The sequence below is a fragment of the Micromonospora sp. CPCC 205561 genome (assembly GCF_036906775.1).
GTDB lineage: Bacteria > Actinomycetota > Actinomycetes > Mycobacteriales > Micromonosporaceae > Micromonospora.
In genome coordinates this window covers 64,350-85,219 of the sequence record NZ_JBAKHV010000002.1, presented here as the reverse complement: position 1 = coordinate 85,219, position 20,870 = coordinate 64,350, and the positions used below count along the sequence as shown (strand labels likewise).

Here is a 20,870-nt window from a genome sequence, read left to right as displayed (position 1 = left end):
GCCACCCCGACCCCGGGTCGTGCACCACGGTCTCCGCCCCCACCGTCGGACGTTCCGGCCGCCACCGGGGACGGCGGATCGCCCCCGCCGCCGGCCGGGGCGATCGGCCACCGGATACCCCGAGGGGGTATATGGTGGTCGGAGGAGGCGACGATGTCCCACGACCCGCAGCACCCGCACCACGACCACCGGCCCCGCGACCCGGCACCCGATCGGGTCCGGCCGCGCACCGGGGCGCGCGCCCCCGGCGGCAGCGGCCACGACCCGCACGCCCCCGGCGGGCACGGCGGCCCGGCCCACGGTCGGGGCGGGCACGGCGACCACGGCAAGCACGCCGGGCACGACCCGGAGGCGTTCCGCCGGAAGTTCTGGCTGAGTCTGGCGCTGACCGTCCCGATCGTGCTGACCAGCGACATGGTGATGGAGTGGTTCGGCTACCGGCTGGACTTCCCGGGCGTCTCGTGGATCGGTCCGCTGCTCGGCACGGTCGTCTTCTGCTACGGCGGCTGGCCGTTCCTGGTCGGCGCGGTGCGGGAGGTGCGGGACCGGGCCCCCGGCATGATGCTGCTGATCGCGATGGCCATCACGGTCGCGTACGTCGCCTCCGCCGCGACCGCGCTCGGCGTGTTCGAGCTGGACTTCTGGTGGGAGCTGGCCGCCCTGGTCACGATCATGCTGCTCGGGCACTGGCAGGAGATGAAGGCCATCGGCCAGGCGCAGGGCGCCCTCTCGGCGCTGGCGGCGCTGCTGCCCGACGACGCCGAACGGGTCTCCGCCGACGGCACCGTCGCGCGGGTGCCCGTGCCGGAGCTGCGCGTCGACGACCTGGTGCTGGTCCGCCCGGGCGCGCGGGTGCCGGCGGACGGGCGGATCACCGAAGGTGCCGCCGAGCTGGACGAGTCGATGGTCACCGGAGAGTCGCGGCCGGTCTCCCGCGACGTCGGGGACCGGGTGGTGGCCGGCACCGTGGCGACCGACGCGTCGATCCGGGTGCGGGTGGAGGCGGTCGGCGAGGACACCGCGCTGGCCGGCATCCAGCGCCTGGTCGCCCAGGCCCAGCAGTCCAGCGGCCGCGCGCAGGTCCTCGCCGACCGGTTCGCCGCCTGGCTGTTCTACGTCGCGACGGCGGTGGCCCTGGCGACCCTGGTGACCTGGGCCGCGCTCGGCGACCTCGGCGCGGCCGTGGTGCGTACCGTCACCGTCCTGGTGATCGCCTGCCCGCACGCGCTGGGCCTGGCCATCCCGCTGGTGATCGCGCTGTCGACGGCCGTGGCGGCCCGGGGCGGCATCCTGGTCAAGGACCGGCTGGCGCTTGAGCGGATGCGCACGGTCGACGCGGTGCTGTTCGACAAGACGGGCACGCTGACCCGGGGCGAGCACGTCGTGTCGGGGGTGGCGGCCACCGGGGGCGGCAGCGAGGACGAGGTGCTCGCCCTGGCCTCGGCGGTGGAGGCGGACAGCGAGCACCCGCTGGCCCGGGCCATCGTGGCCGCGGGGGCCGAGCGCGGCGTGACCCGGCGGGCGACCGGGTTCCGCTCGCTGACCGGGCGCGGCGTCCGCGCCGAGGTCGACGGCAGGGCGTACGCCGTCGGCGGTCCCGCCCTGCTGCGCGAGCTGGGCGTCGAGGCGCCGGGCGATCTCGCCGACCGGCAGGCCGACTGGTCGGGCCGGGGCGCGGCGGTGCTGCACGTGCTGCGCCTCGACGGCGACGAGGCCACCGTGCTCGGCGCCCTGGCGCTGGAGGACCAGGTGCGCCCCGAGGCCCGGGCGGCGATCGCCGAGCTGCGGGAGCAGGGCATCGGCAAGATCGCGATGATCACCGGGGACGCCCGGCCGGTCGCCGAGGCGGTCGCGGCCGACCTGGGCTTCCGCCCCGGCGTTGACGAGGTCTTCGCCGAGGTGCTGCCCGCCGACAAGGACGACGCGGTGGCCGGCCTCCAGCGGCGGGGGCTGCGGGTGGCGATGGTCGGCGACGGGGTGAACGACGCCCCCGCCCTGGCCAGGGCCGACGTGGGCATCGCCATCGGGGCCGGCACCGACGTGGCGATCGAGTCCGCCGGGGTGGTGCTCGCCTCGTCCGACCCGCGCGGCGTCACCGGCGTGATCCGGCTGTCCCGCGCCTCGTACCGCAAGATGATCCAGAACCTCGCCTGGGCCGCCGGCTACAACGTGGTGGCCCTTCCCCTGGCCGCGGGCGTGCTGGCCTGGGCGGGCGTGACGCTCAGCCCGGCGGTCGGCGCGATCCTCATGTCGGCCTCGACGATCGTGGTGGCGCTCAACGCCCAGCTGCTGCGCCGGGTGCGCCTGCGCCCGCGCGAGGGCTGAGGAGCGGCGCACCCCTGTCCCGACGCGATTCCGAGCCCCAGCCACCGCCCACCCCTCCACCGACAACTCATTCTGTCTTGACAAGAAAAATTGTCGGTGGGAGGGTGGTGCCATGTTCGACATCGCAGTGATCGAGGACCCGGCGGCGGCCGAGGCGTCGCTGGACCCGATGCGGGCCCGGCTGCTGGCCGCGCTCGCCGAGCCGGCATCGGCGACGATGCTGGCCGCCCGCGTCGGCCTGCCCCGGCAGAAGGTCAACTACCACCTCCGGGCGCTGGAGCAGCACGGCCTGGTCGAGCTGGTGGAGGAGCGCCGCAAGGGCAACGTCACCGAGCGCGTCCTGCGGGCCACCGCCGGGTCGTACGTCATCTCGCCGGCGGCTCTCGCCGCGGTGCGGCCCGATCCGTCGCGGTCGCCGGACCGGCTGTCGGCGCGGTGGCTGCTGGCGCTCGCCGCCCGGCTCGTGCAGGACGTCGGCGCGCTCATCACCGGCGCGGAGCGGGCGCGGCAGCGGGTGTCGACGTTCGCCGTCGACGGCACCGTCCGGTTCGCCTCGGCGCGCGACCGGGCGGCCTTCGCCGAGGAGTTGGCCGCGACGGTCACCGCACTGGTCGGCCGGTACCACGACGAGAACGCCCCCGACGGCCGCGAGCACCGGCTGGTGGTCGCACTGCACCCCAGCGCCGACCAAGACGACAGAACAACGAACGAGGAGCACTGACATGGGTCACCGTTTCGAGCTGCGCAAGGACGTTGAGCTGGCCGCCACGCCGGAGCAGGTCTGGGAGGCGATCGCCACCGGCCCGGGCATCGACTCGTGGTTCATGGGCCGCAGCGAGGTGGAGCCGGGCGAGGGCGGCCGGACCCGGCTGACGATGGCCGGCAACGTCGAGGAGTCGACCATCACCGCGTGGGAGCCCGGTAAGCGGCTCGCCGACCGCACCGAGCCGGCCCCGGACGGCACCTTCACGGCCATGGAATACCTCATCGAGGGCCGCGAGCGGGGCAGCACGACCCTGCGGCTCGTCCAGAGCGGCGTCCTCGGTGACGACTGGGAGAGCGAGTACGCGGCGATGGCCGTCGGCTGGGACATGTACCTCGGCACGCTGGCCGCCTACCTCGCCCACTTCCCCGGCCGGACGGCGGCGCCGCTCTCGGCGTTCCGGCCCGGCGTCGGCGGCCCGGACCGGGCGTGGGCGGCGCTGGCCGACGCCCTCGGCGTCGGCGGCGCGATCACCGAGGGGGCGCGGGTCCGGTTCACCGTCGACGGCCTGCCGCCGATCGAGGGGGTCGTCGACCTCGCCGGCCTCCCGACGTACGTCGGCGTCCGCACCGCCGACGCGCTGTACCGGTTCCTCTACTCCGGCGCCGAGCGCGGCGACGCCCTGGTCCTCGGCCACCACGTCTTCGCCGCGGACCAGGACCCGGCCCGGGCCGAGCGGGCCTGGCAGGGCTGGCTGACCGCCCTTCCCGTCGGCTGACCCGCCGACGAGGTGCCCCTGACCGGGGCCGGCCCAGACGCCCGGCCCCGGTCAGGGGACGAGGACGAGGCGCCCGCGCAGGCCACCCGCGGCGAGGCGGTCGTGGGCGACGCCCACCTGGTCCAGCGGCAGCGTGTCCGCGACCCGCAGGTTGAGCCGTCCCGCGTCCACCAGGGCGGCCAGCCGGGTCAGCCGCGCGCCGTCGGCGAACACCTCCTGCACGACGACGCGGGTGGCCCGCAGGGGTGGCGGCGCGAACGGTGCCACCAGGGCCACGAAGGTGCCCTCTGGCCGGAGGGCCTCGTGTGCCGCGACGCCGACCACCGCGGCGTCGACCACCGCGTCGACGCCACCGGGAACCTCGCGGCGTACGGCTTCGGCGAGGCGTGACGTACGCGGCACGAACCAGGTCGCGCCCAGGCCGCGTACGAGCGGCTCGTCGTCCTCGCCCGCGACGGCCACGGTGCGGACGCCCCGCGCGGCGGCGAGTTCGAGCAGCATGGCGCCCACGCCGCCCGCGGCCCCGGTGACGAGCAGCGTCTGTCCGGCACGCAGGCCCGTCAGGGTGAGCGACCGGTCGGCCGTGAGCCCGATGAGCGGCAGGGTGGCGGCCCAGGCGGCGGGTACGCCGGAGGGCGCCGGGGCCACCGCGCCCTCGTCCAGGACGACGTACTCCGCCTGGGTGCCGCCGGCCGACAGCACGTCCCGCAGGCCGATGACCTGGTCACCGACGGCGAATCGGCTGACGCCGGCGCCGATCTGGTCGACCCGCCCGGCCACGTCCCAGCCGAGCCAGACCACCGGGGCGGGGGCGAGCAGGCCGGCCTCGCTGAGCGCACCGTTGCGGGTGGAGAGGTCGATGCGGTTGACCGCTGCCGCGGCCACGCGGATGCGTACCTGGCCCGGCCCGGCCTCCGGCACGGCGGCGTCGACGATTTCAAGGACCTCGGTTCCGCCGAACCGGCGGACGGCAACAGCCTTCATGCCGATCACGCTAGGGCTGTTACTCTCCACCGGTAAGTAGGTACCCGAAGGTGCGTAACCCTCCCGGAGGTTCGTGATGCCGACCCTGCGCGCCGCGCAGTCGCGGGAGCGTCGGCGCGACGAGTACAACGCCTTCCTCGCGCAGTGCCCGGGTCACCAGCTGTTGGCCACCCTCAGCGACAAGTGGGTCACGCTGGTCCTCGCCGCCCTCGCCGACGGGCCGCTGCGCTACAGCGACCTGAGCCGGACCATCCCCGGCGCCAGCCAGAAGATGCTGACCCAGACGCTGCGGAAGCTGGAGCGCGACGGCCTGCTCACCCGCACGGTGACGGCGACGGTGCCGGTGCGCGTCGATTACGAGATCAGCGCGCTGGGCCGTACCCTGCTTCCGATCCAGCAGGCGATCAAGAGCTGGGCCGAGACGCACATCGAGCAGGTCCACCGCGCCCGGGCCGCGTACGACCGGGGCGACGCCGGCTGACCGGGCCCGCTCCGCGCGGACGGGGTGTGGCATGGGCGACATGGTCGGTGGGCTCTTATTGCATAAGACTGGCAATTGCGGAATGCTGGCGTTAGTGGCGGACGCCCCGGCGATGTTCCAGACCATCGACGGGGCGTCCGCCCGCTCGTGACCGTGGGCCGCCGCGGCCACGGTCGGTCCAGATCAGGACGCCGGCCCGGCGTGACGCCGGGCGGTCGTGCGCAGAACAGACCCGGGAGCATGAGATGGGTACGCCTGTGTCAAAGCGCGTGACGGCGCTCGCCGTCGCCGGCGCCCTCGCCGTGGCGGGCTGCTCGTCGCCGACGGCCACGTCGACGGGCGGGGGCGGCGCCGGCACCACCCTCGTGGTGGCGACGGCGGGCGAGCCGACCGCCCTCAACCCGGTGCTCAACTACGGGGTCGACGGCGGGTCCCTGATCTTCGACGGGCTCGTCGCCCGCGACGCCCACAACCAGCTGGTGCCGGCGCTGGCGCGCGAGCTGCCGACGGTGTCGCCGGACGGCAGGACCGTCACCGCCCGGCTGCGCGAGGGCGTGCTGTTCCACGACGGCACCCCGTTCACCGCGCAGGACGTGGTCTTCACCTACCAGGCGGTGCTGGATCCGAAGGTCGACTCCACGCTCCGCTCCGACCTGGACATGCTCGCCTCGGTCACCGCGCCCGACCCGTCGACCGTGGTCTTCACCCTGAAGTACGCGTACGCGCCGTTCCCGCAGCGGCTGGCGTTGGGCATCGTGCCGGCGAAGGCCCTCGCCGGGCAGGACGTCAACAAGGCCGAGTTCAACCGCAAGCCGGTGGGCACCGGCCCGTACCGGGTGACGTCGTGGACCCCGGGCGACCGGCTCGTGCTCGCGGCGAACGAGAAGTACTGGGGCGGCCGGCCCGCCAACAGCGGCGTGGTGGTCGCGTTCGTCGCCGACGACAACGTGCGCGCCCAGCGGATGCGGGCGGGGGAGTTCGACGCGGCGGAGCTGGCGCCCAAGCTGGCGACCGGTTTCGACGGGCAGGCCGGCTACCGGGTGGAGCGGGTGCCCACGGCCGACTACCGGGGCGTGATGCTGCCGGCGGGCAACCCGGTCACCGCCGACGTCGCGGTGCGCCGGGCCCTGAACGCGTCGGTGGACCGCGCGGCGATGGTCACCGGCCTGCTCGGCGGGGCGGGCGAGCCGGCGTACGGGCCGATCCCGCCGACCTCGGAGTTCGCCGAGCCGTCGATCGTCGGCAGGCCCGGCGCCGACCCGGCCGCCGCGACCGCCGCGCTCGACGCCGCCGGCTGGCGGCCGGGCCCGGACGGGATCCGCGTCAAGGACGGCCGGCCCGCGGCGTTCGCGCTGATGTACCCGGCCACCGACAGCCTGCGCAAGGAGCTCGCCCTCGCGGTGACCGCCGACGCGAAGAAGGTCGGCATCAAGATCACGCCCGAGGGGCTGACCTGGGACGCCATCACCCCCCGGATGAAGAGCGACGCGCTGGTGATGGGCTACGGCACCCCGTACGACCCGGACTTCGTCTCCTACAAGCTGTTCGGCTCCGCCTTCGCCGGCCAGGGCTTCTTCAACCCCGGCTCCTACCGCTCCCCGGTGGTGGACAAGGCGTTGCAGGACGGCCGCGCCAATGCCGATCCGGCCGTCCGCAAGGCCGCGTACGCCACCCTCCAGAAGCAGCTCGTCACGGACGTGCCCTGGGTGTTCCTCACCTATCTCCAGCACACCTACGTGGTGAAGGACGCGGTCGCCGGGGTCACCCCGCGGGTGGAGCCACACGAGCACGACGTGGCCAACAGCCTCTGGTGGAACATCCACACCTGGACGAGGAAGTCGTGACCACACCCGTCCCGGTGGCCGACCCGCCCCCGGTGAAGGCCCCCGCCCGGCGGTCCCGCCGGCTCGCGGGGGCCGGCGCCGTGGTGCGCCGCCGGCTGCTGGTGGCCGTGCCGATCCTCGCCGCCACCAGCGTCGGCATGTTCGCCCTCGGCGCGGCCTCCCCGATCGATCCCGCCCAGCAGTACGCGGGCGCGGCGGCGTTCACCGCCAGCGAGGAGAACCTGGCGCAGATCCGCGCCAACTGGGGCGTCGACGACCCGCTGCCGGTGCAGTACCTCCGCTGGGTGGGCAACCTGCTCCAGGGCGACCTGGGTTGGTCCACCAGCCGCCACGAGCCGGTCACCTCCGTGCTCGCCGCCCGCGCCGGCTGGACCCTGCTGCTGGTCGGCGCTGCCCTCGCCCTCGTCCTCGTGGCCAGCCTGCTGCTGGGCACGCTGGCCGCGTACCGGCGCGGAGGCTGGTTCGACCGGGGGCTGCGCGCCACCGCGTACGCGGTGCAGTCGATGCCGGTGTTCTGGATCGGGCTGGCCGCGATCGCCCTCTTCGCCCTCACCCTCGGCTGGCTGCCGGCGGGCGGGCTCACCGACATCACCGCCACCGGCACCGATCCCGTCGACGTGGCCCGGCACCTGATCCTGCCGGTCGGCGTGCTGGCGGTCGCCCAGACGCCGTGGTTCGTGCTCTTCGTCCGCGACGCCGTGGCCGACAGCCTCCGCGACGACCACGTCCTCGCCGCCAGGGCGCGGGGGCTGCCCGGCCGCACCGTGCTCTTCGGTCACGCGCTGCGCACCGCGCTGCTGCCCTTCCTCACCCTGGTCGGCACCCACCTGCCCGAACTCATCGGGGGTGCCGTCCTGGTGGAGACCGTGTTCTCGCTGCCGGGCCTCGGGGCGGTCACCGTCCAGGCCGCGCTGGGCAGCGACTTCCCGCTCCTGGCCGCCACCACCCTGGCCACCACCGTCGTGGTGCTGACCGCGAACCTGGCCACCGACCTCGCCTACGCCGCCGCCGATCCCCGGGTACGCCTCGATGGCTGACCTCACCCTGCCCGCGCGGGTCCGGCGGTCGAGGCCGCGTACGGGTCGCGCCGGCGCCGCCGTCGCCTGGGCCGTGCTCGCCGGCGCGGTGCTGGCCTGCCTTTTCGCGCCCGTGCTCTGGCCGCTCGACGAGAGCGCGGTCGACCTGGCGCGTACCCGCCTGGGCCCCTCCTGGGCGCACCCGGCCGGCACCGACGACCTCGGCCGGGACGTGGCCCACCGCAGCCTCTACGGCCTGCGGGTGTCCCTGCTGGTCGGCGCGGTCGCCGCCCTCGTCGCCACGGTGATCGGCGGGTTCGTCGGGGCGGTCGCCGGCACCGTCGGCGGCTGGGTCGACCGCGCGCTGATGCGGGTGGTCGACACCATCGCGGCGCTGCCGCACCTGCTGCTGGGCATCTTCATCGTCGCGATGCTGCGCCCGAGCCTCGGCGCGGTGATCGTCTCGATCGGGCTGACGCACTGGCTCTCCACCGCCCGCATCGTCCGCTCGGAGCTGCTCAGCCTGCGGACCCGACCGTTCGTCGACGCCGCGGTCTCCGGCGGCGCCAGCCGCGCCCGGGTGCTCACCCGGCACCTGCTGCCGCACGTGCTGCCCCGGCTGGCGCTGGCGACCACGCTGATGGTGCCGCACGCCGTCTGGCACGAGACCGCGCTCTCCTTCCTCGGCCTCGGTCTTCCTCCGCACCTGGCCTCGATCGGCAACATGATCAACGATGGGCAGCGGTCGCTGCTGACCGGCGCGTGGTGGGCCAGCATCGTGCCCGGCCTGCTCCTCGTCGTCGTCACGCTGGCGCTGGCCGCCCTCACCGGCCGGTGGCGCGACCGCCTCGACCCGCGCGTACGAGCGGAGCTGAACCTGTGACCACGACCCGCGCACCCGGCGCCACCGCCACCACGCCCGCCGAGGCCGACTCCGCCGCCACGCCCGCCGACGCCGGGACGGCCGGCACCGGCGCCGACGGGCGGCCCGGCCTGCTGGAGGTCGACGGGCTGACCGTCCGCTTCCAGCTCCGCGACGCCGTGGTGCAGGCCGTCACCGACCTGCGCCTGACCGTGCACCCGGGCGAGCTGCTGGCCGTGGTCGGAGAGTCCGGCTGCGGCAAGTCGGTGCTCGCCCACGCCCTGCTCGGCCTGCTGCCCCGCAACGCCGCCGTCACCGGCCACGCCCGCCTGCGCCCGCCCGCCGGGGAGCCGGTCGACCTGATCGGCTCGTCCGAGCGGCACCTCGCCCGCGCGGTCCGGGGGCGCGCCGTCGGGCTGGTGCCGCAGAGCCCCGCCACCGCGTTGACCCCCGTGCGGACGGGCCGCCGGCTGCTGGAGGAGACCCTGCGTGCCCACGGCCGGTCCCGGCGCGAGGCGCCCGGGGCCGCCGACCGGACCGCCGCCGAGGTCGGTCTCGACCCCGCTGACCTCGACCGCTACCCCCACGAGCTCTCCGGCGGCATGGCGCAGCGCCTGGCCACCGCCCTCGCCCTGGCCCCCGACCCGCCGCTGCTGCTCGCCGACGAACCCACCACCGGCCTCGACCGGCCGCTCGTCGACCACACCCTCGACCTGCTGCGCCGCCGCTGCGACGCCGGTGGGGCCGTCCTGCTCATCACGCACGACCTGGCCGCCGCCCGCCGGGTCGCCGACACCGTCGCCGTCATGTACGCCAGCCGGATCGTCGAACACCGGCCCACCGACGAGCTGTTCGGCACGCCCGCGCACCCCTACACCGCCGGCCTGCTCGACGCCCTGCCCGAGCGGGCCTTCCGGCCGATCCCCGGCCACCCGCCGATGCTCACCGACCTCCCCGCCGGCTGCGCCTTCGCCCCGCGCTGCGACCGCGCCACCGACGTCTGCCGCACCCCGCCCCCGCCTCCGCCCCGCGCCCCGGGCCGGGCCGCCTGCCACCACCCGCTGACCCTCGGAGCGCCGGCATGACCAGCACCGCGCTCGCCGCCCACCAGGTCGCGGTCCGCTACGGCGACCGGCGCGTCCTCGACGGCGTCGACCTGCGCCTCGCCCCCGGCGAGACCGTCGGGCTGCGCGGGCCCTCCGGCAGCGGCAAGTCCACCCTCGCCCGGGTCCTCGCCCTGCTGCACACCCCCGACGCCGGGCACGTCACCCTCGACGGCCAGCGGCTGGCGGGCGCCCGGCACCGGCTACCCGCCGCCGTGCGTACCCGGGTCGCGATCCTCTTCCAGAGCCCCCGTGCCGCCACCGACCCGCGGCTCGGCCTCGCCGACATCATCGCCGAGCCGCTGCGTGCCACCGGCACGGCCGACGAGGCCGCCCGGGCCCGGGCGGCGGAGCTGGCCGACCTCGTCGGCCTCACGCCGGACCTGCTCGCCCGGCGGCCGCACGCGGTCAGCGACGGGCAGCTGCAACGCGCCTGCCTCGCCCGGGCCCTCGTGCACCGGCCGGACTACCTGCTCTGCGACGAGGCCACCGCCATGCTCGACGCGTCGACCCAGGCGCACCTCGCGGCCGTCATCACCGACTACCAGCGACAGCACGCGGCCGGGGTCCTGCTCATCACCCATGACACGGCGCTGATGGCCCGCTGGGCCACCCGCGTGGTCGACCTGCCCGCCCCGCCGCCGTCCTGATCGGACGCCACCGCCACCGCCACCGCCGGCGCGAGCCGGCTGGCGGCCGGGATCCGGTGGCCGGGCAGCCGTCCTCTGCGGGCGGGTGCCGGTCGGGCCGCCACGGTCCCGGGTCGGGTGCCGACCGGCCGCCACGTCGCGGGCGGGTGCCGGTCGGGCCGGACGTCTCCCCGGCGGGTGCCGGTCAGGCCGCGCGGCGGTCGGAGGCGCTCGCCGACCCGGGGTACGGCGTGCGCAGCAGCCGCAGGCGCGGCGCCTCCGCCGGCTCGTCCGCGGGCAGGTACCACCGGGGCTCCTCCGGGCGACGCCGCGCCGGGTCGCCGGGGTGCAGCCGCGGGCGGGACAGGGCCACGACGACGAGGTAGCCCGCGAGCAGGAAGCCGTGGCTGACCAGCCGGGCGGTCTCCACCCGCCCGGTCAGCAGGTCGTTGACGGAGAGCAGGGCCAGCACGCCGACGAAGGCGCTCAGCATCGGCACCAGCCCGGTCGGGGGAGTACGCCGGGCCGCGACGAAGAGGAAGCCGGCGCCCACGGCGACGTTCCACGCCGCCGACTCGTGCCACAGGTGCCCCGACCCGAGCGCGCCGGCCGTGTGCGCGTGTGCGCTCGCCGCGCCGCGGCCGATCTGCGCCAGGCCCAGCGCGAGTTGCAGCGCCCCGATCACCCGCAACGCCGCCCGCAGGGTGAGCGCCGTCCGCCGGAACCGGCGACGCGGCGCGGGCGTCGACGTGGGCAGCGCGCCGAGTACGGCCCCGGTGAGATCGGCGCCCCCGACGGCGACCGACAACCGGGCCCGGCGGGTCACCGTGGTGGCCCGCTCGTACCACGTCCGGCAGCCGCCGCAGCCAGCCAGGTGGGCCGCCACCGCCGTCCGCTCGGCAGCGGTCTCCTCCCCGTCCAACTGCGCGGACAGCACCTCATGCCACTGCTCACACCCCATGCACCGGTAGTCGCCCGGCGGGCGTCGTTGGTTCCGCGCACTTTGGTGGGGTGCGCCCTGGCGCAGGTCGGCGGCGTCAGCGGGTCAGCAGATGGCGTGGCCGTCCCGGCGCGGGCCGGGCTCGGAGCGGCTGCGCACCGCGGCGACCAGCTCCTCCCGGGCGCGGGCCACGCGGGAACGGATGGTGCCCACCGGGCAGCCGCACACCTGCGCCGCCTCGGCGTAGGAGAGGCCCAGGACCTGGGTCGCCACGAACGCCTCCCGCCGTTCCACCGGCAGCGCCGCGATCAGGTGTTCCAGCACCACCTGCCGGTCGAAGCCGCTGCGCGCGGGGTCGGGGGCGTCGTACCGGTCCGGCATCGTCACCGTCCGGGGCCGCGACGTCATCGTCCGGACGTGGTCGGCGGCGACCCGGCGGGCGATGGCGAGCAGCCACGTGCGCGTCGAGGCCCGCCCGGCGTACGACGGGAGCGACCGCATCGCCCGCAGGAAGGTCTCCTGCGCCAGGTCGTCGGCCTCGCCGGGCGAGACCAGCGCGCCGAGGAAGCGACGGACCTGCTGCTGGGTCGCCCGCACGAACGAAGCGGCGGCGGCCCGGTCACCCCGGCCGGCGGCAAGCGCCCACGCGGTCAACTCCGCGTCGTCGTCGGCCATCCGGCACCTCCGTGTCGGGCCGCCGGAGAGGGTGCCCGCCGACAGTCACGACAGGTCGTATTAGTGACTGGGCGGCAGCGTACCGCAGGGAAGGCGGCGCGGGCTGACCTTCGGGCGTGCCGTGCGGCGGCGGCCGCCGGGGGCGTCGGCACCCCGCCCGCCGCCGGAGGCGGCCGGCCGTACCCGGCCGCCGACGCCGGTCGTATCGCGGCGACAGGACCGGCTGCACGCAACCGGCTTGACCCTCACGCCGCGGGAGGCCGGAGGGTGGGTACGTGAGTGACTACTACGACGCCTTCGAGATCAGTCCCGTCCCCGCTCCCGGCCTGGACGCGGTCGCGCCGGAACCGTTCCGTGGCATCTACGGGATGCCCGCCTTCGTGACGATCCCCACGAACGACCTGGCGGGGTCGGTGGACTTCTGGGTCCGCGGGCTCGGGTTCTTCGAGCTGTTCACCATCCCCGGCACCCTCGTGCACCTGCGCAGGTGGGCGTTCCAGGACGTGCTCCTCCGCTCGGCGGCGGGCGTTCCGGCGGAGGCACCGGCGGTGAGCTTCAGTTTCGCGTGCGTGCTCAGCGAGATCGATGCCACCGTCGAGGCCTGTCGCGCGGTGAGCCCGGACTCGGTCGACGGCCCACGGGACACTCCCTGGAACACCCGCGACGTGGAGGTGATCACCCCGGAGAGGGCACGGATCGTCTTCACCGCGGCGAAGCCCTTCGATCCGGACAGTCAGGAGGCGCGCGACCTTGCGGCCATCGGGATCACCCCACCCGGCGTCGGCGGCGACAATGCGGAGCATGCCTGATGCCACTGACGCCGAGGGCCTGACCGTCGGTCAGGTCTCGTCGCGGCTGGGCGTGACCGTCCGGGCGCTGCACCACTGGGACGAGATCGGTCTGCTGCGGCCGTCGCTGCGCACGGCCGCCGGCTACCGGCTCTACACCGCCGGCGCCGTGGAACGCCTGCACCGCATCGTGGTCTACCGGGAGCTCGGCCTCGGCCTGGACGGGATCCGGACCGTCCTGGGCGACCCGACCGCGGACGTGCCCGGCGCGTTGCGCGCACAGCGCGCCCAGGTCGCCCAACGGATCGAGCGCCTCCAGCAGCTCAGCGTCGGCCTGGACCGGATGATCGCCGCCCACGAGCGCGGCCTGCTGCTGACCGTCGAGCAGCAGGCCGCGATCCTCGGTCCCCGGTGGGACCCGGACTGGCCCGCCCAGGCCCGTCAGCGCTACGGGGACACGACGCAATGGCGGCAGTACGCCGAACGCTCCGCCTCCCGCGGCCCGGAGGAATGGCAGGCCGTCGCCGACGCCGTCGCTGACCTCGACCGTGCCCTCGGCGACGCCATGGACGCCGGTGTCACCCCCGGCAGCCCCGAGGCGAATGAGCTCGTCGAGCGGCATCGCGAGGTGTTCACGTCGTACTTCCCCCTCACCAGGCGGATGCAGGTCTGTCTCGGCCGGATGTACGAGGCCGATCCGGCATTCGCCGCCCACTACGACGGCATCCGCGCCGGCCTCGCCACGTGGTTCCGGCGGAGCGTCGACGCCAGCGCGCGCGCCCACGACATCGACCCCGACACCGCCACCTGGCAGTAGCGCGCGGGTGGGGTGCCGCGCCGCCGCGTGAGCCCTGGGAGGGGCCAGCCGCCGGCCGGCTGCGAGCAACCTGACGACCCGGTCCAACTAGCATGGTTGGCCCCCGCCCCGCCGTCGGAACAGGCCACCCCATGACCGCTACGGTTTTCGAGAACGCCAGGATCCACACGCTCGACCCCGCCCGTCCGCGCGCGGAGGCGATGCTGGTGCGCGGTGAACGGATCGTCGCCGTCGGGAGCATGGACGAGTGCCGCGACCGCGCCGGCGGCGGAGCGCGCCGGGTCGACCTCGACGGGATGGCCGTGCTGCCCGGGTTGGTCGACAGCCACATCCACTCGGCGCTCTACGTACGGGGCCTGGAACAGGTGGACCTGCGCGGCACCACCAGCCTCGACGAGGCGCTGGGGCGGATCGGGCGGCACGCCGCCGCCCTGCCCGCCGGCGCCTGGCTCTTCGGCGGCCGCTGGGACTGCCACAGGTGGGAACGGCCGGTGCAGCCCACCCGGGCCGACCTGGACCGCGTCTGCCCCGACCGGCCCGCGGTGCTGCCCAGCATCGACGGGCACACCACCTGGGTCAACTCCGCCGCCCTGCGCCGGCTCGGCATCGACGCGGCGACCCCGGACCCGATCGGCGGGCAGATCGCCCGGGACGAGGACGGCGAGCCGACCGGCATCCTGCGGGAGGCGGCCGGGGACGCGGCGTACGACGTCCTGCGTTCCTCGCTCGCCGGCGACCTGGTCTCGCAGCTGCGTACCCACCTGCCCCGGCTGCTCTCGGTCGGCCTCACCAGCATCCACGACCTCGACGGGCAGGACTGCCGGGCCGCCTACGAGACCCTGTACGCCCGGGGCGAGCTGCCGCTGCGGGTGCACAAGACGATCCCGTCGACCGCCCTGGACGAGGTGATCGACCTGGGTTGGGCGACCGGCGACGGGGACCGCTGGCTGAGCACCGGTCCGGTCAAGATCTTCACCGACGGGGCGCTCGGCTCGCACACCTGCCTGATGACCGAGCCGTACGACGGGGAGCCGCACAACCACGGCATCGCGGTCACCCCGGCGGAGGAGTTCGAGCGGCTGGTGGCGAAGGCGGCCGGAGCCGGGATCGCCGTCGCGGCGCACGCCATCGGCGACGCGGCGAACCAGATGGTGCTGCGATCGTACGCCCGCTGGCAGGAGTCGGCGCGCACCGACCCGACCGTCGCCGGGGCGGTACGGCGGCTGCGGCACCGGATCGAGCACACCCAGCACCTGCGCCCGGCGGACGTGCCGCTGCTCGCCCGGCTGGGCGTGACCGCCTCCATGCAGCCCACCCACTGCACCAGCGACATCCCCCTGACCAGCAGGATGCTCGCCGGCCGGGACCTCGCCTCGTACGCCTGGCGCAGCCTGCTGGACGCCGGCGCGACGGTGGCGTTCGGCTCGGACGCCCCGGTCGAGGACCCGGATCCGTTCTTCGGCGTCCACGCCGCGGTGACCCGGCAGCAGCCCGACGGCACCCCGCCCGGCGGCGTGGACCCGCACGAGCGGCTCGATCTCGACACGGCGCTGCGCTGCTTCACCGAGGCCGGCGCGTACGCCTCCTACGAGGAGCACCTCAAGGGGCGGCTGACCCCGGGGATGCTCGCGGACTTCATCGCGCTGCCCACGGACCCGTACGAGGTCGAGGCGGCGCAGCTGCGCGACCTCACCGTGGCGCTCACCGTGGTCGGCGGGGTGGTGCGCTGGCAGCGCTGACCGGCGGGGGAGGCGGCCACCCGGGCGCGAGGACGAGCGCCAGCGCGGGGCCGGATCCGGCGGCCTGCCGTGGGCGCGTATCGGCCGAGGTGCGATTCCGCTCCTTACCGGTTAGGGTTGGCTAACCGACGGTCGAGCTCCGGGGAGGGTATGTGCTGGTTCTGGTGGCGATCCATGCGCTCGCAGCCCTGATCGCCCCGGGACTGATACGCCTCTGGGGGCGACGCGCCCTCTACCTGGTGGCCCTGGCCCCCGCCGCGACCCTCGCCTGGGCCCTGAGCCGGACCGGGACGGTCCGCTCGGGCACCCCCGTCGTCGAGACGGTCGACTGGGTTCCCCGGCTCCACCTGGAACTCGCCCTGCGGATGGGCACCCTGGCCTGGCTGATGGTGGTGCTCGTCGGTGGGGTCGGGGCGCTGGTGCTCGCCTACAGCGCCCGCTACTTCCGCTCCGACGACCCGGGCCTGGGTCGCTTCGCGGCCGTCTTCGTCGCCTTCGCCGGGGCGATGCTCGGCCTGGTGGTCTCGGACGACCTGCTGCTGCTGTACGTGTTCTGGGAGCTGACCACCGTCCTCTCCTACCTGCTGATCGGCAGCGACCCCACCAGGCGGGCCAGCCGGCGGGCCGCCATGCAGGCCCTGCTGGTCACCACCCTCGGCGGCCTGGCCATGCTCGCCGGGTTCGTCATGCTCGGGCAGCACTCCGGCACCTACCGCTGGTCGGAGATCGCCACCGACCTGCCCGGCGGCGGCTACCTCGCCGTGGCCCTGGTGCTGATCCTGCTCGGCGCGCTGAGCAAGTCGGCGATCTTCCCCTTCAGCTTCTGGCTGCCCGGCGCGATGGTCGCGCCCACCCCCGTCAGCGCCTACCTGCACGCCGCGGCGATGGTCAAGGCCGGGGTGTTCCTCGTCGCGCTGATGGGACCGGCCGTGGCCGGGGTCGCGCCGTGGCGGCCCGTGCTGCTCGCCGGCGGGCTGCTCACCATGTTCCTCGGCGGCTGGGCGGCGCTGCGGCAGACCGACCTGAAGCTGCTGCTCGCCTACGGCACGGTGAGCCAGCTCGGCCTGCTGGTGGTGGTGCTCGGCGCCGGCACCCGCGACACCGCGCTCGCCGGCGTGGCGATGGTGCTGGCCCACGCGCTGTTCAAGTCCACCCTCTTCCTCGTGGTCGGCGTGATCGACCACTGCACCGGCACCCGCGACCTGCGCGAACTCAGCGGCCTCGGGCGGCGGGTGCCGGCGCTCGCCGTGGTGGCCGGCCTCGCGGCGGCCTCCATGGCCGGCCTTCCGCCGCTGGTCGGCTTCGTCGCCAAGGAGGCCGCCGTCGAGGCGTTCCTGCACGGTGGCGCCGCCGACCTGGCGGTGCTCGCCGGCGTGGTGCTCGGCTCGGCGCTGACCGTGGCGTACACGCTGCGCTTCGTCTGGGGCGCCTTCGCCGGCAAGCCCGGCCTGCCCGACTCCGAGGCCCGGCCGGTCCGGTGGCCCATCCTCGCGCCGGCCGCCGTGCTCGCGGCCGCCGGCCTGGCGTTGGGGCTCCTCGCGCCCGCCGTCGACGAGGTCCTCGCCCCGTACGCCGACCTGTATCCGAGCGCCGAGCCCGGCTACCACCTCGCGCTGTGGCACGGGCCGACCCTGGCGCTGGGCCTGTCGGCGCTGGCGGTCGCCGCCGGTGTGGGGCTGTTCCTCCTGCGGCACCGGGGCCGGCTGGGCCCGTCGGTCCGACTTCCCTTCGACGGCGCCGCCGTCTACGACCGGCTCATCGGCGGGGTGGACCGGCTGGCGGTGGAGCTGACGGGCGCGACCCAGCGCGGCTCGCTCCCGTTCTACCTCGGGGTCATCCTGCTGGTGATGATCGCCCTGCCGGGCGGGGCGCTGCTGGCCGGGATGCCCTGGCCACGGCGGTTCGAGCTGTGGGACACCCCGTTGCAGGCCGTCGCGGCCGCCGTGGTCATCGTCGCCGCCGTGGCCGCCGCCCGTGCGCTGCGTCGGCTGACCGCGATGATCCTCGTCGGCGTCGCCGGCTACGGCACGGCACTGCTGTTCATCCTGCACGGCGCCCCGGACCTGGCCCTGACCCAGTTCCTGGTGGAGACCGTCACGATCGTCATGTTCGTGCTGGTCCTGCGCCACCTGCCGGCCAGGTTCTCCGAGCGGCCCATCCGGTCCAGCCGGCGCGGCCGGGTGGCGCTCGGCGTCGTCGTGGGCGTGGTCACCGCCGGCATGGCGTACGTCGCGGCGGGAGCGCGCGTCGCGACGCCCATCTCCGTCGACTTCCCCGACGAGGCCGTCTCCTACGGCGGCGGCAAGAACATCGTCAACGTGACCCTGGTCGACATCCGCGCCTGGGACACCATGGGCGAGATCGCCGTTCTGGTGGTGGCCGCCACCGGCGTCGCCAGCCTCATCTTCCGCCACTCCCGGGACCTCGGCCTGCGCCGGGGCATCCCCGGCGTCGGCCGCTCCGGGTCGGCCCGGCCACGCTGGCTCACCACCGGAGCCACCACCCGCCAGCAGTCGGTCATCCTCCAGGTCGTCACCCGGCTGCTGTTCCACGCCATCGTGCTCTTCTCGATCTACCTGCTCTTCTCCGGGCACAACGCCCCCGGTGGCGGCTTCGCCGCCGGACTGGTCGCCGGGCTCGCGCTGGCCGTGCGCTACCTGGCGGGTGGGCGTACCGAGCTCAACGGGGCCGCCCCGGTCGACGCCGGCGCGGTGCTCGGCGCCGGGCTCTTCGTCGCCGTCGGCACGGGCGTGGCCGCCATGCTGCTCGGCGGGGAGTTCCTCCAGAGCGCCCTGCTCGACCTCCACGTGCCGGTCCTGGGGCACGTCCACTTCGTCACGTCGGTCTTCTTCGACGTCGGCGTGTACCTCATCGTGGTCGGCCTGATCCTGGACATCCTGCGCAGCCTGGGCGCGGAGATGGACCGCCAGCAGGAGACCGACCAGCAGGAGACCGAAGAGACCGACGACCGGGTGAAGGAGCTGGTGTGAACCCCAACCTGACCTACGTCCTCGTGGTCGGCGTGCTCTTCGCCGCCGGCGTGACGCTGCTGCTGGAACGCAGCCTCACCCGGGTGCTGATGGGCGTCATCCTGCTCGGCAACGGCGCCAACCTGCTCCTGCTCACCGGCGGCCGGGCCGGCGGCCCGCCGATCGTCGGCACCACCGCCGAGGAGGAGATGAGCGACCCGCTGCCCCAGGCGATGGTGCTGACCGCGATCGTCATCACCCTCGGCATGACCGCCTTCCTGCTCGCCCTGGCGTACCGCAGCTGGCACCTCAACGGGCACGACGAGGTGCAGGACGACGTCGAGGACCGCCGCATCATGGAGCTGGCCGACCGGGACGAGGGGCCGGGCACCGCCGACACCGACACCGGGGACGGCGATTCGACCGGGGCGCCCGCGCGCGACCGGACGGCCAGCGTGGCCGGGGACGCGGGGAGGGCCGGATGACCTGGCTCGTACCCCTGCCGGTGGTGATGCCGCTGCTCGGCGCGGCCCTGACGCTGCTGCTCGTGGGCCGGCCCCGCGCCCAGCGCTGGGTCAGCCTCACCGTGCTCACCGCCACCGTCGCCGTGGCGGCGACGCTGCTGTTCCGCTCCTCCGTCGACGGACCGCTGGTCGTCGAGGTCGGCGGCTGGGTGGCGCCGCTGGGCATCGTCCTGGTCGCCGACCAGCTCGCCGCGCTGATGCTCGTCGTCTCGGCCGCCGTCACGCTCTGCGTGCTGGTCTACTCGATCGGGCAGGGCACGGCGGACGGCAACGAGGAGACCCCGCTGTCGGTCTACCACCCGACCTACCTCGTGCTGACCGCCGGCGTGTGCAACGCGTTCCTCTCCGGCGACCTGTTCAACCTCTACGTCGGCTTCGAGATCCTGCTGGTGGCCAGCTACGTGCTGCTGACCCTGGGCAGCACGGAGACCCGGATCCGGGCCGGCACCACGTACGTCGTGGTGAGCCTGCTGTCGTCGCTGATCTTCCTGGTCGCGATCGGCCTGGTCTACGCGGCGACCGGCACGCTCAACCTGGCTCAGCTCGTCGACCGGCTCGACGCGCTCCCGGACGACCTGCGGCTGGTGCTGCAGGGGATGCTGCTGCTCGCCTTCGGCATCAAGGCGGCCGTCTTCCCGCTCTCGGCCTGGCTGCCGGACAGCTACCCGACCGCGCCGGCCCCGGTCACCGCGGTCTTCGCCGGGCTGCTCACCAAAGTCGGCGTGTACGCGATCATCCGCACCGAGACGCTGCTCTTCCCCGGCGGCCGCACCGCCGACCTGCTGCTGGTCGTGGCCGCGCTGACCATGGTGGTGGGCATCCTCGGCGCGGTCGCCCAGTCCGACGTCAAGCGGCTGCTGTCGTTCACGCTCATCAGCCACATCGGCTACATGCTCTTCGGCGTCGGCCTGAGTACCGCCCTCGGGCTCTCCGCCGCGATCTTCTACGTGGTGCACCACATCACCATCCAGACGACCCTCTTCCTCGCCGCCGGCCTGGTCGAACGGCGCGGCGGGAGCACCGCCCTGGACCGGCTCGGCGGCCTGGCCCGGCTCTCGCCGCTGCTGGCCGTGCTCTTCTTCCTGCCGGCGCTCAACCTCGCTGGCATCCCACCCTTCTCCGGCTTCCTCGGCAAGCTCGGCCTCGTCCAGGCCGGCGTGGCCGACGGGAGCCCGCTGGCCTGGACGCTCGTCGTCGGCGGGCTGCTCACCAGCCTGCTCACCCTCTACGCCATCGCCCGCGTGTGGAACCTGGCGTTCTGGCGCGCCCCGCACCCGGACATGCCCGGCGTCGGCGACACCGCCCGCACCGCCACCGGCGACACCGCGCGGGCCGCCCGCCCGGGCCCGGGCGGCACCGCCCAGGTCGCCCGCGCCGCCGGCGGCACCGCCCCGGCCGCCGACGCGGGCCCGGGGAGCACCGTCCCGGCCGCCCACGGCGGCGGCACCGCCGTGGCCGCCCGCGTCGACGGCGCCGAGCAGCCGGACCGGGGGCCGGACCCCGAGGCGTCGGGCGTCGTGCTGCCCCGGCTGATGATCGGGTCGACCGCCGCCCTGGTGGCGCTCGGCCTGGCGCTGACGGTGGTGGCCGGGCCGCTCTTCGACGTCAGCACCGACGTCGCCGAGGACCTCCTGCGCCGGACCCCGTACGTCGAGGCCGTGTTTCCGGACGGTGCCCCGTGACGGCCGACCAG

At 75.1% G+C, this 20,870-nt stretch carries 18 protein-coding genes; 15 read left to right on the top strand and 3 right to left on the bottom strand.

Translation table 11 applies throughout. From position 1 onward, the window contains the following. Window positions 1-153: 153 nt before the first annotated feature. From V6V16_RS02605 to V6V16_RS02595, 3 genes are all read left to right on the top strand, one after another. Entirely contained in the window at window positions 154-2,325 is a 2,172-nt protein-coding gene (locus tag V6V16_RS02605; protein ID WP_334559132.1) for a heavy metal translocating P-type ATPase, read from the top strand. A gap of 112 nt (window positions 2,326-2,437) precedes the next feature. Beyond that, on the top strand, window positions 2,438-3,046 hold the full coding sequence (locus V6V16_RS02600; RefSeq protein ID WP_334559130.1) for an ArsR/SmtB family transcription factor: 609 nt from the start codon (window positions 2,438-2,440) through the stop codon (window positions 3,044-3,046). A 1-nt stretch (window position 3,047) separates the two neighbouring features. Then, entirely contained in the window at window positions 3,048-3,806 is a 759-nt protein-coding gene (locus tag V6V16_RS02595) for an SRPBCC family protein (RefSeq protein ID WP_334559129.1), read from the top strand. A 51-nt stretch (window positions 3,807-3,857) separates the two neighbouring features. Here the strand turns inward: V6V16_RS02595 and V6V16_RS02590 are convergent, their stop codons facing one another. Then, on the bottom strand, window positions 3,858-4,790 hold the full coding sequence (locus V6V16_RS02590; protein ID WP_334559128.1) for an NADP-dependent oxidoreductase: 933 nt from the start codon (window positions 4,788-4,790) through the stop codon (window positions 3,858-3,860). A gap of 76 nt (window positions 4,791-4,866) precedes the next feature. On the opposite strand from V6V16_RS02590, the gene V6V16_RS02585 reads away from it, so the two are divergent. The 6 genes from V6V16_RS02585 to V6V16_RS02560 all read left to right on the top strand — a co-directional run bounded on the left by V6V16_RS02585 (window position 4,867) and on the right by V6V16_RS02560 (window position 10,746). Beyond that, the gene (locus V6V16_RS02585; RefSeq protein WP_334559126.1) at window positions 4,867-5,271 is read left to right on the top strand and encodes a winged helix-turn-helix transcriptional regulator; all 405 of its coding nucleotides are present in this window, start codon (window positions 4,867-4,869) and stop codon (window positions 5,269-5,271) included. 257 nt (window positions 5,272-5,528) lie between these two features. Further along, window positions 5,529-7,115 carry an ABC transporter substrate-binding protein gene (locus tag V6V16_RS02580; protein WP_334559125.1) on the top strand — a complete coding sequence of 529 codons (1,587 nt, stop codon included), beginning with the start codon at window positions 5,529-5,531 and terminating at the stop codon, window positions 7,113-7,115. Beyond that, a complete protein-coding gene (locus tag V6V16_RS02575) occupies window positions 7,112-8,152 on the top strand; it encodes an ABC transporter permease (protein WP_334559124.1) in 1,041 nt (346 codons plus the stop codon). Before V6V16_RS02580 ends, V6V16_RS02575 begins: the two co-directional genes overlap by 4 nt. After that, window positions 8,145-9,014 carry an ABC transporter permease gene (locus tag V6V16_RS02570; protein WP_334559123.1) on the top strand — a complete coding sequence of 290 codons (870 nt, stop codon included), beginning with the start codon at window positions 8,145-8,147 and terminating at the stop codon, window positions 9,012-9,014. The genes V6V16_RS02575 and V6V16_RS02570 overlap by 8 nt, the downstream gene beginning before the upstream one ends. Continuing rightward, window positions 9,011-10,078 (top strand): ABC transporter ATP-binding protein, encoded by a 1,068-nt coding sequence (locus V6V16_RS02565; RefSeq protein ID WP_334559122.1) that lies wholly within the window; start codon window positions 9,011-9,013, stop codon window positions 10,076-10,078. Before V6V16_RS02570 ends, V6V16_RS02565 begins: the two co-directional genes overlap by 4 nt. Then, window positions 10,075-10,746, top strand: a complete 672-nt coding sequence (locus tag V6V16_RS02560) for an ABC transporter ATP-binding protein (RefSeq protein WP_334559120.1) — start codon at window positions 10,075-10,077, stop codon at window positions 10,744-10,746. The genes V6V16_RS02565 and V6V16_RS02560 overlap by 4 nt, the downstream gene beginning before the upstream one ends. Before the next feature lie 184 nt (window positions 10,747-10,930). Here V6V16_RS02560 and V6V16_RS02555 read toward each other — a convergent pair whose 3' ends face one another. Further along, a complete protein-coding gene (locus V6V16_RS02555) occupies window positions 10,931-11,686 on the bottom strand; it encodes a zf-HC2 domain-containing protein (protein ID WP_334559119.1) in 756 nt (251 codons plus the stop codon). Between the two features lie 84 nt (window positions 11,687-11,770). Further along, window positions 11,771-12,340: a sigma-70 family RNA polymerase sigma factor gene (locus tag V6V16_RS02550; protein ID WP_334559118.1), complete on the bottom strand. Its 570-nt coding sequence runs from the start codon at window positions 12,338-12,340 to the stop codon at window positions 11,771-11,773. Window positions 12,341-12,615: 275 nt separating this feature from the next. Between V6V16_RS02550 and V6V16_RS02545 the strand changes: the two genes are divergently transcribed. The 6 genes from V6V16_RS02545 (at window position 12,616) to V6V16_RS02520 (ending at window position 20,859) form a co-directional block, all read left to right on the top strand. Next, window positions 12,616-13,149, top strand: coding sequence for a hypothetical protein (locus tag V6V16_RS02545; RefSeq protein WP_334559117.1), 534 nt, complete (start codon window positions 12,616-12,618; stop codon window positions 13,147-13,149). Continuing rightward, window positions 13,142-13,945 (top strand): MerR family transcriptional regulator, encoded by an 804-nt coding sequence (locus V6V16_RS02540; RefSeq protein ID WP_334559116.1) that lies wholly within the window; start codon window positions 13,142-13,144, stop codon window positions 13,943-13,945. Before V6V16_RS02545 ends, V6V16_RS02540 begins: the two co-directional genes overlap by 8 nt. 131 nt (window positions 13,946-14,076) lie before the next feature. Beyond that, a complete protein-coding gene (locus tag V6V16_RS02535) occupies window positions 14,077-15,684 on the top strand; it encodes an amidohydrolase (RefSeq protein WP_334559114.1) in 1,608 nt (535 codons plus the stop codon). A 152-nt stretch (window positions 15,685-15,836) separates the two neighbouring features. Then, window positions 15,837-18,674, top strand: coding sequence for a Na+/H+ antiporter subunit A (locus V6V16_RS02530; RefSeq protein WP_334559112.1), 2,838 nt, complete (start codon window positions 15,837-15,839; stop codon window positions 18,672-18,674). Next, window positions 18,671-19,138 (top strand): Na(+)/H(+) antiporter subunit C, encoded by a 468-nt coding sequence (locus tag V6V16_RS02525; RefSeq protein ID WP_334559111.1) that lies wholly within the window; start codon window positions 18,671-18,673, stop codon window positions 19,136-19,138. Before V6V16_RS02530 ends, V6V16_RS02525 begins: the two co-directional genes overlap by 4 nt. Beyond that, the gene (locus V6V16_RS02520; RefSeq protein WP_334559110.1) at window positions 19,135-20,859 is read left to right on the top strand and encodes a Na+/H+ antiporter subunit D; all 1,725 of its coding nucleotides are present in this window, start codon (window positions 19,135-19,137) and stop codon (window positions 20,857-20,859) included. The genes V6V16_RS02525 and V6V16_RS02520 overlap by 4 nt, the downstream gene beginning before the upstream one ends. Window positions 20,860-20,870 lie beyond the last annotated feature (11 nt).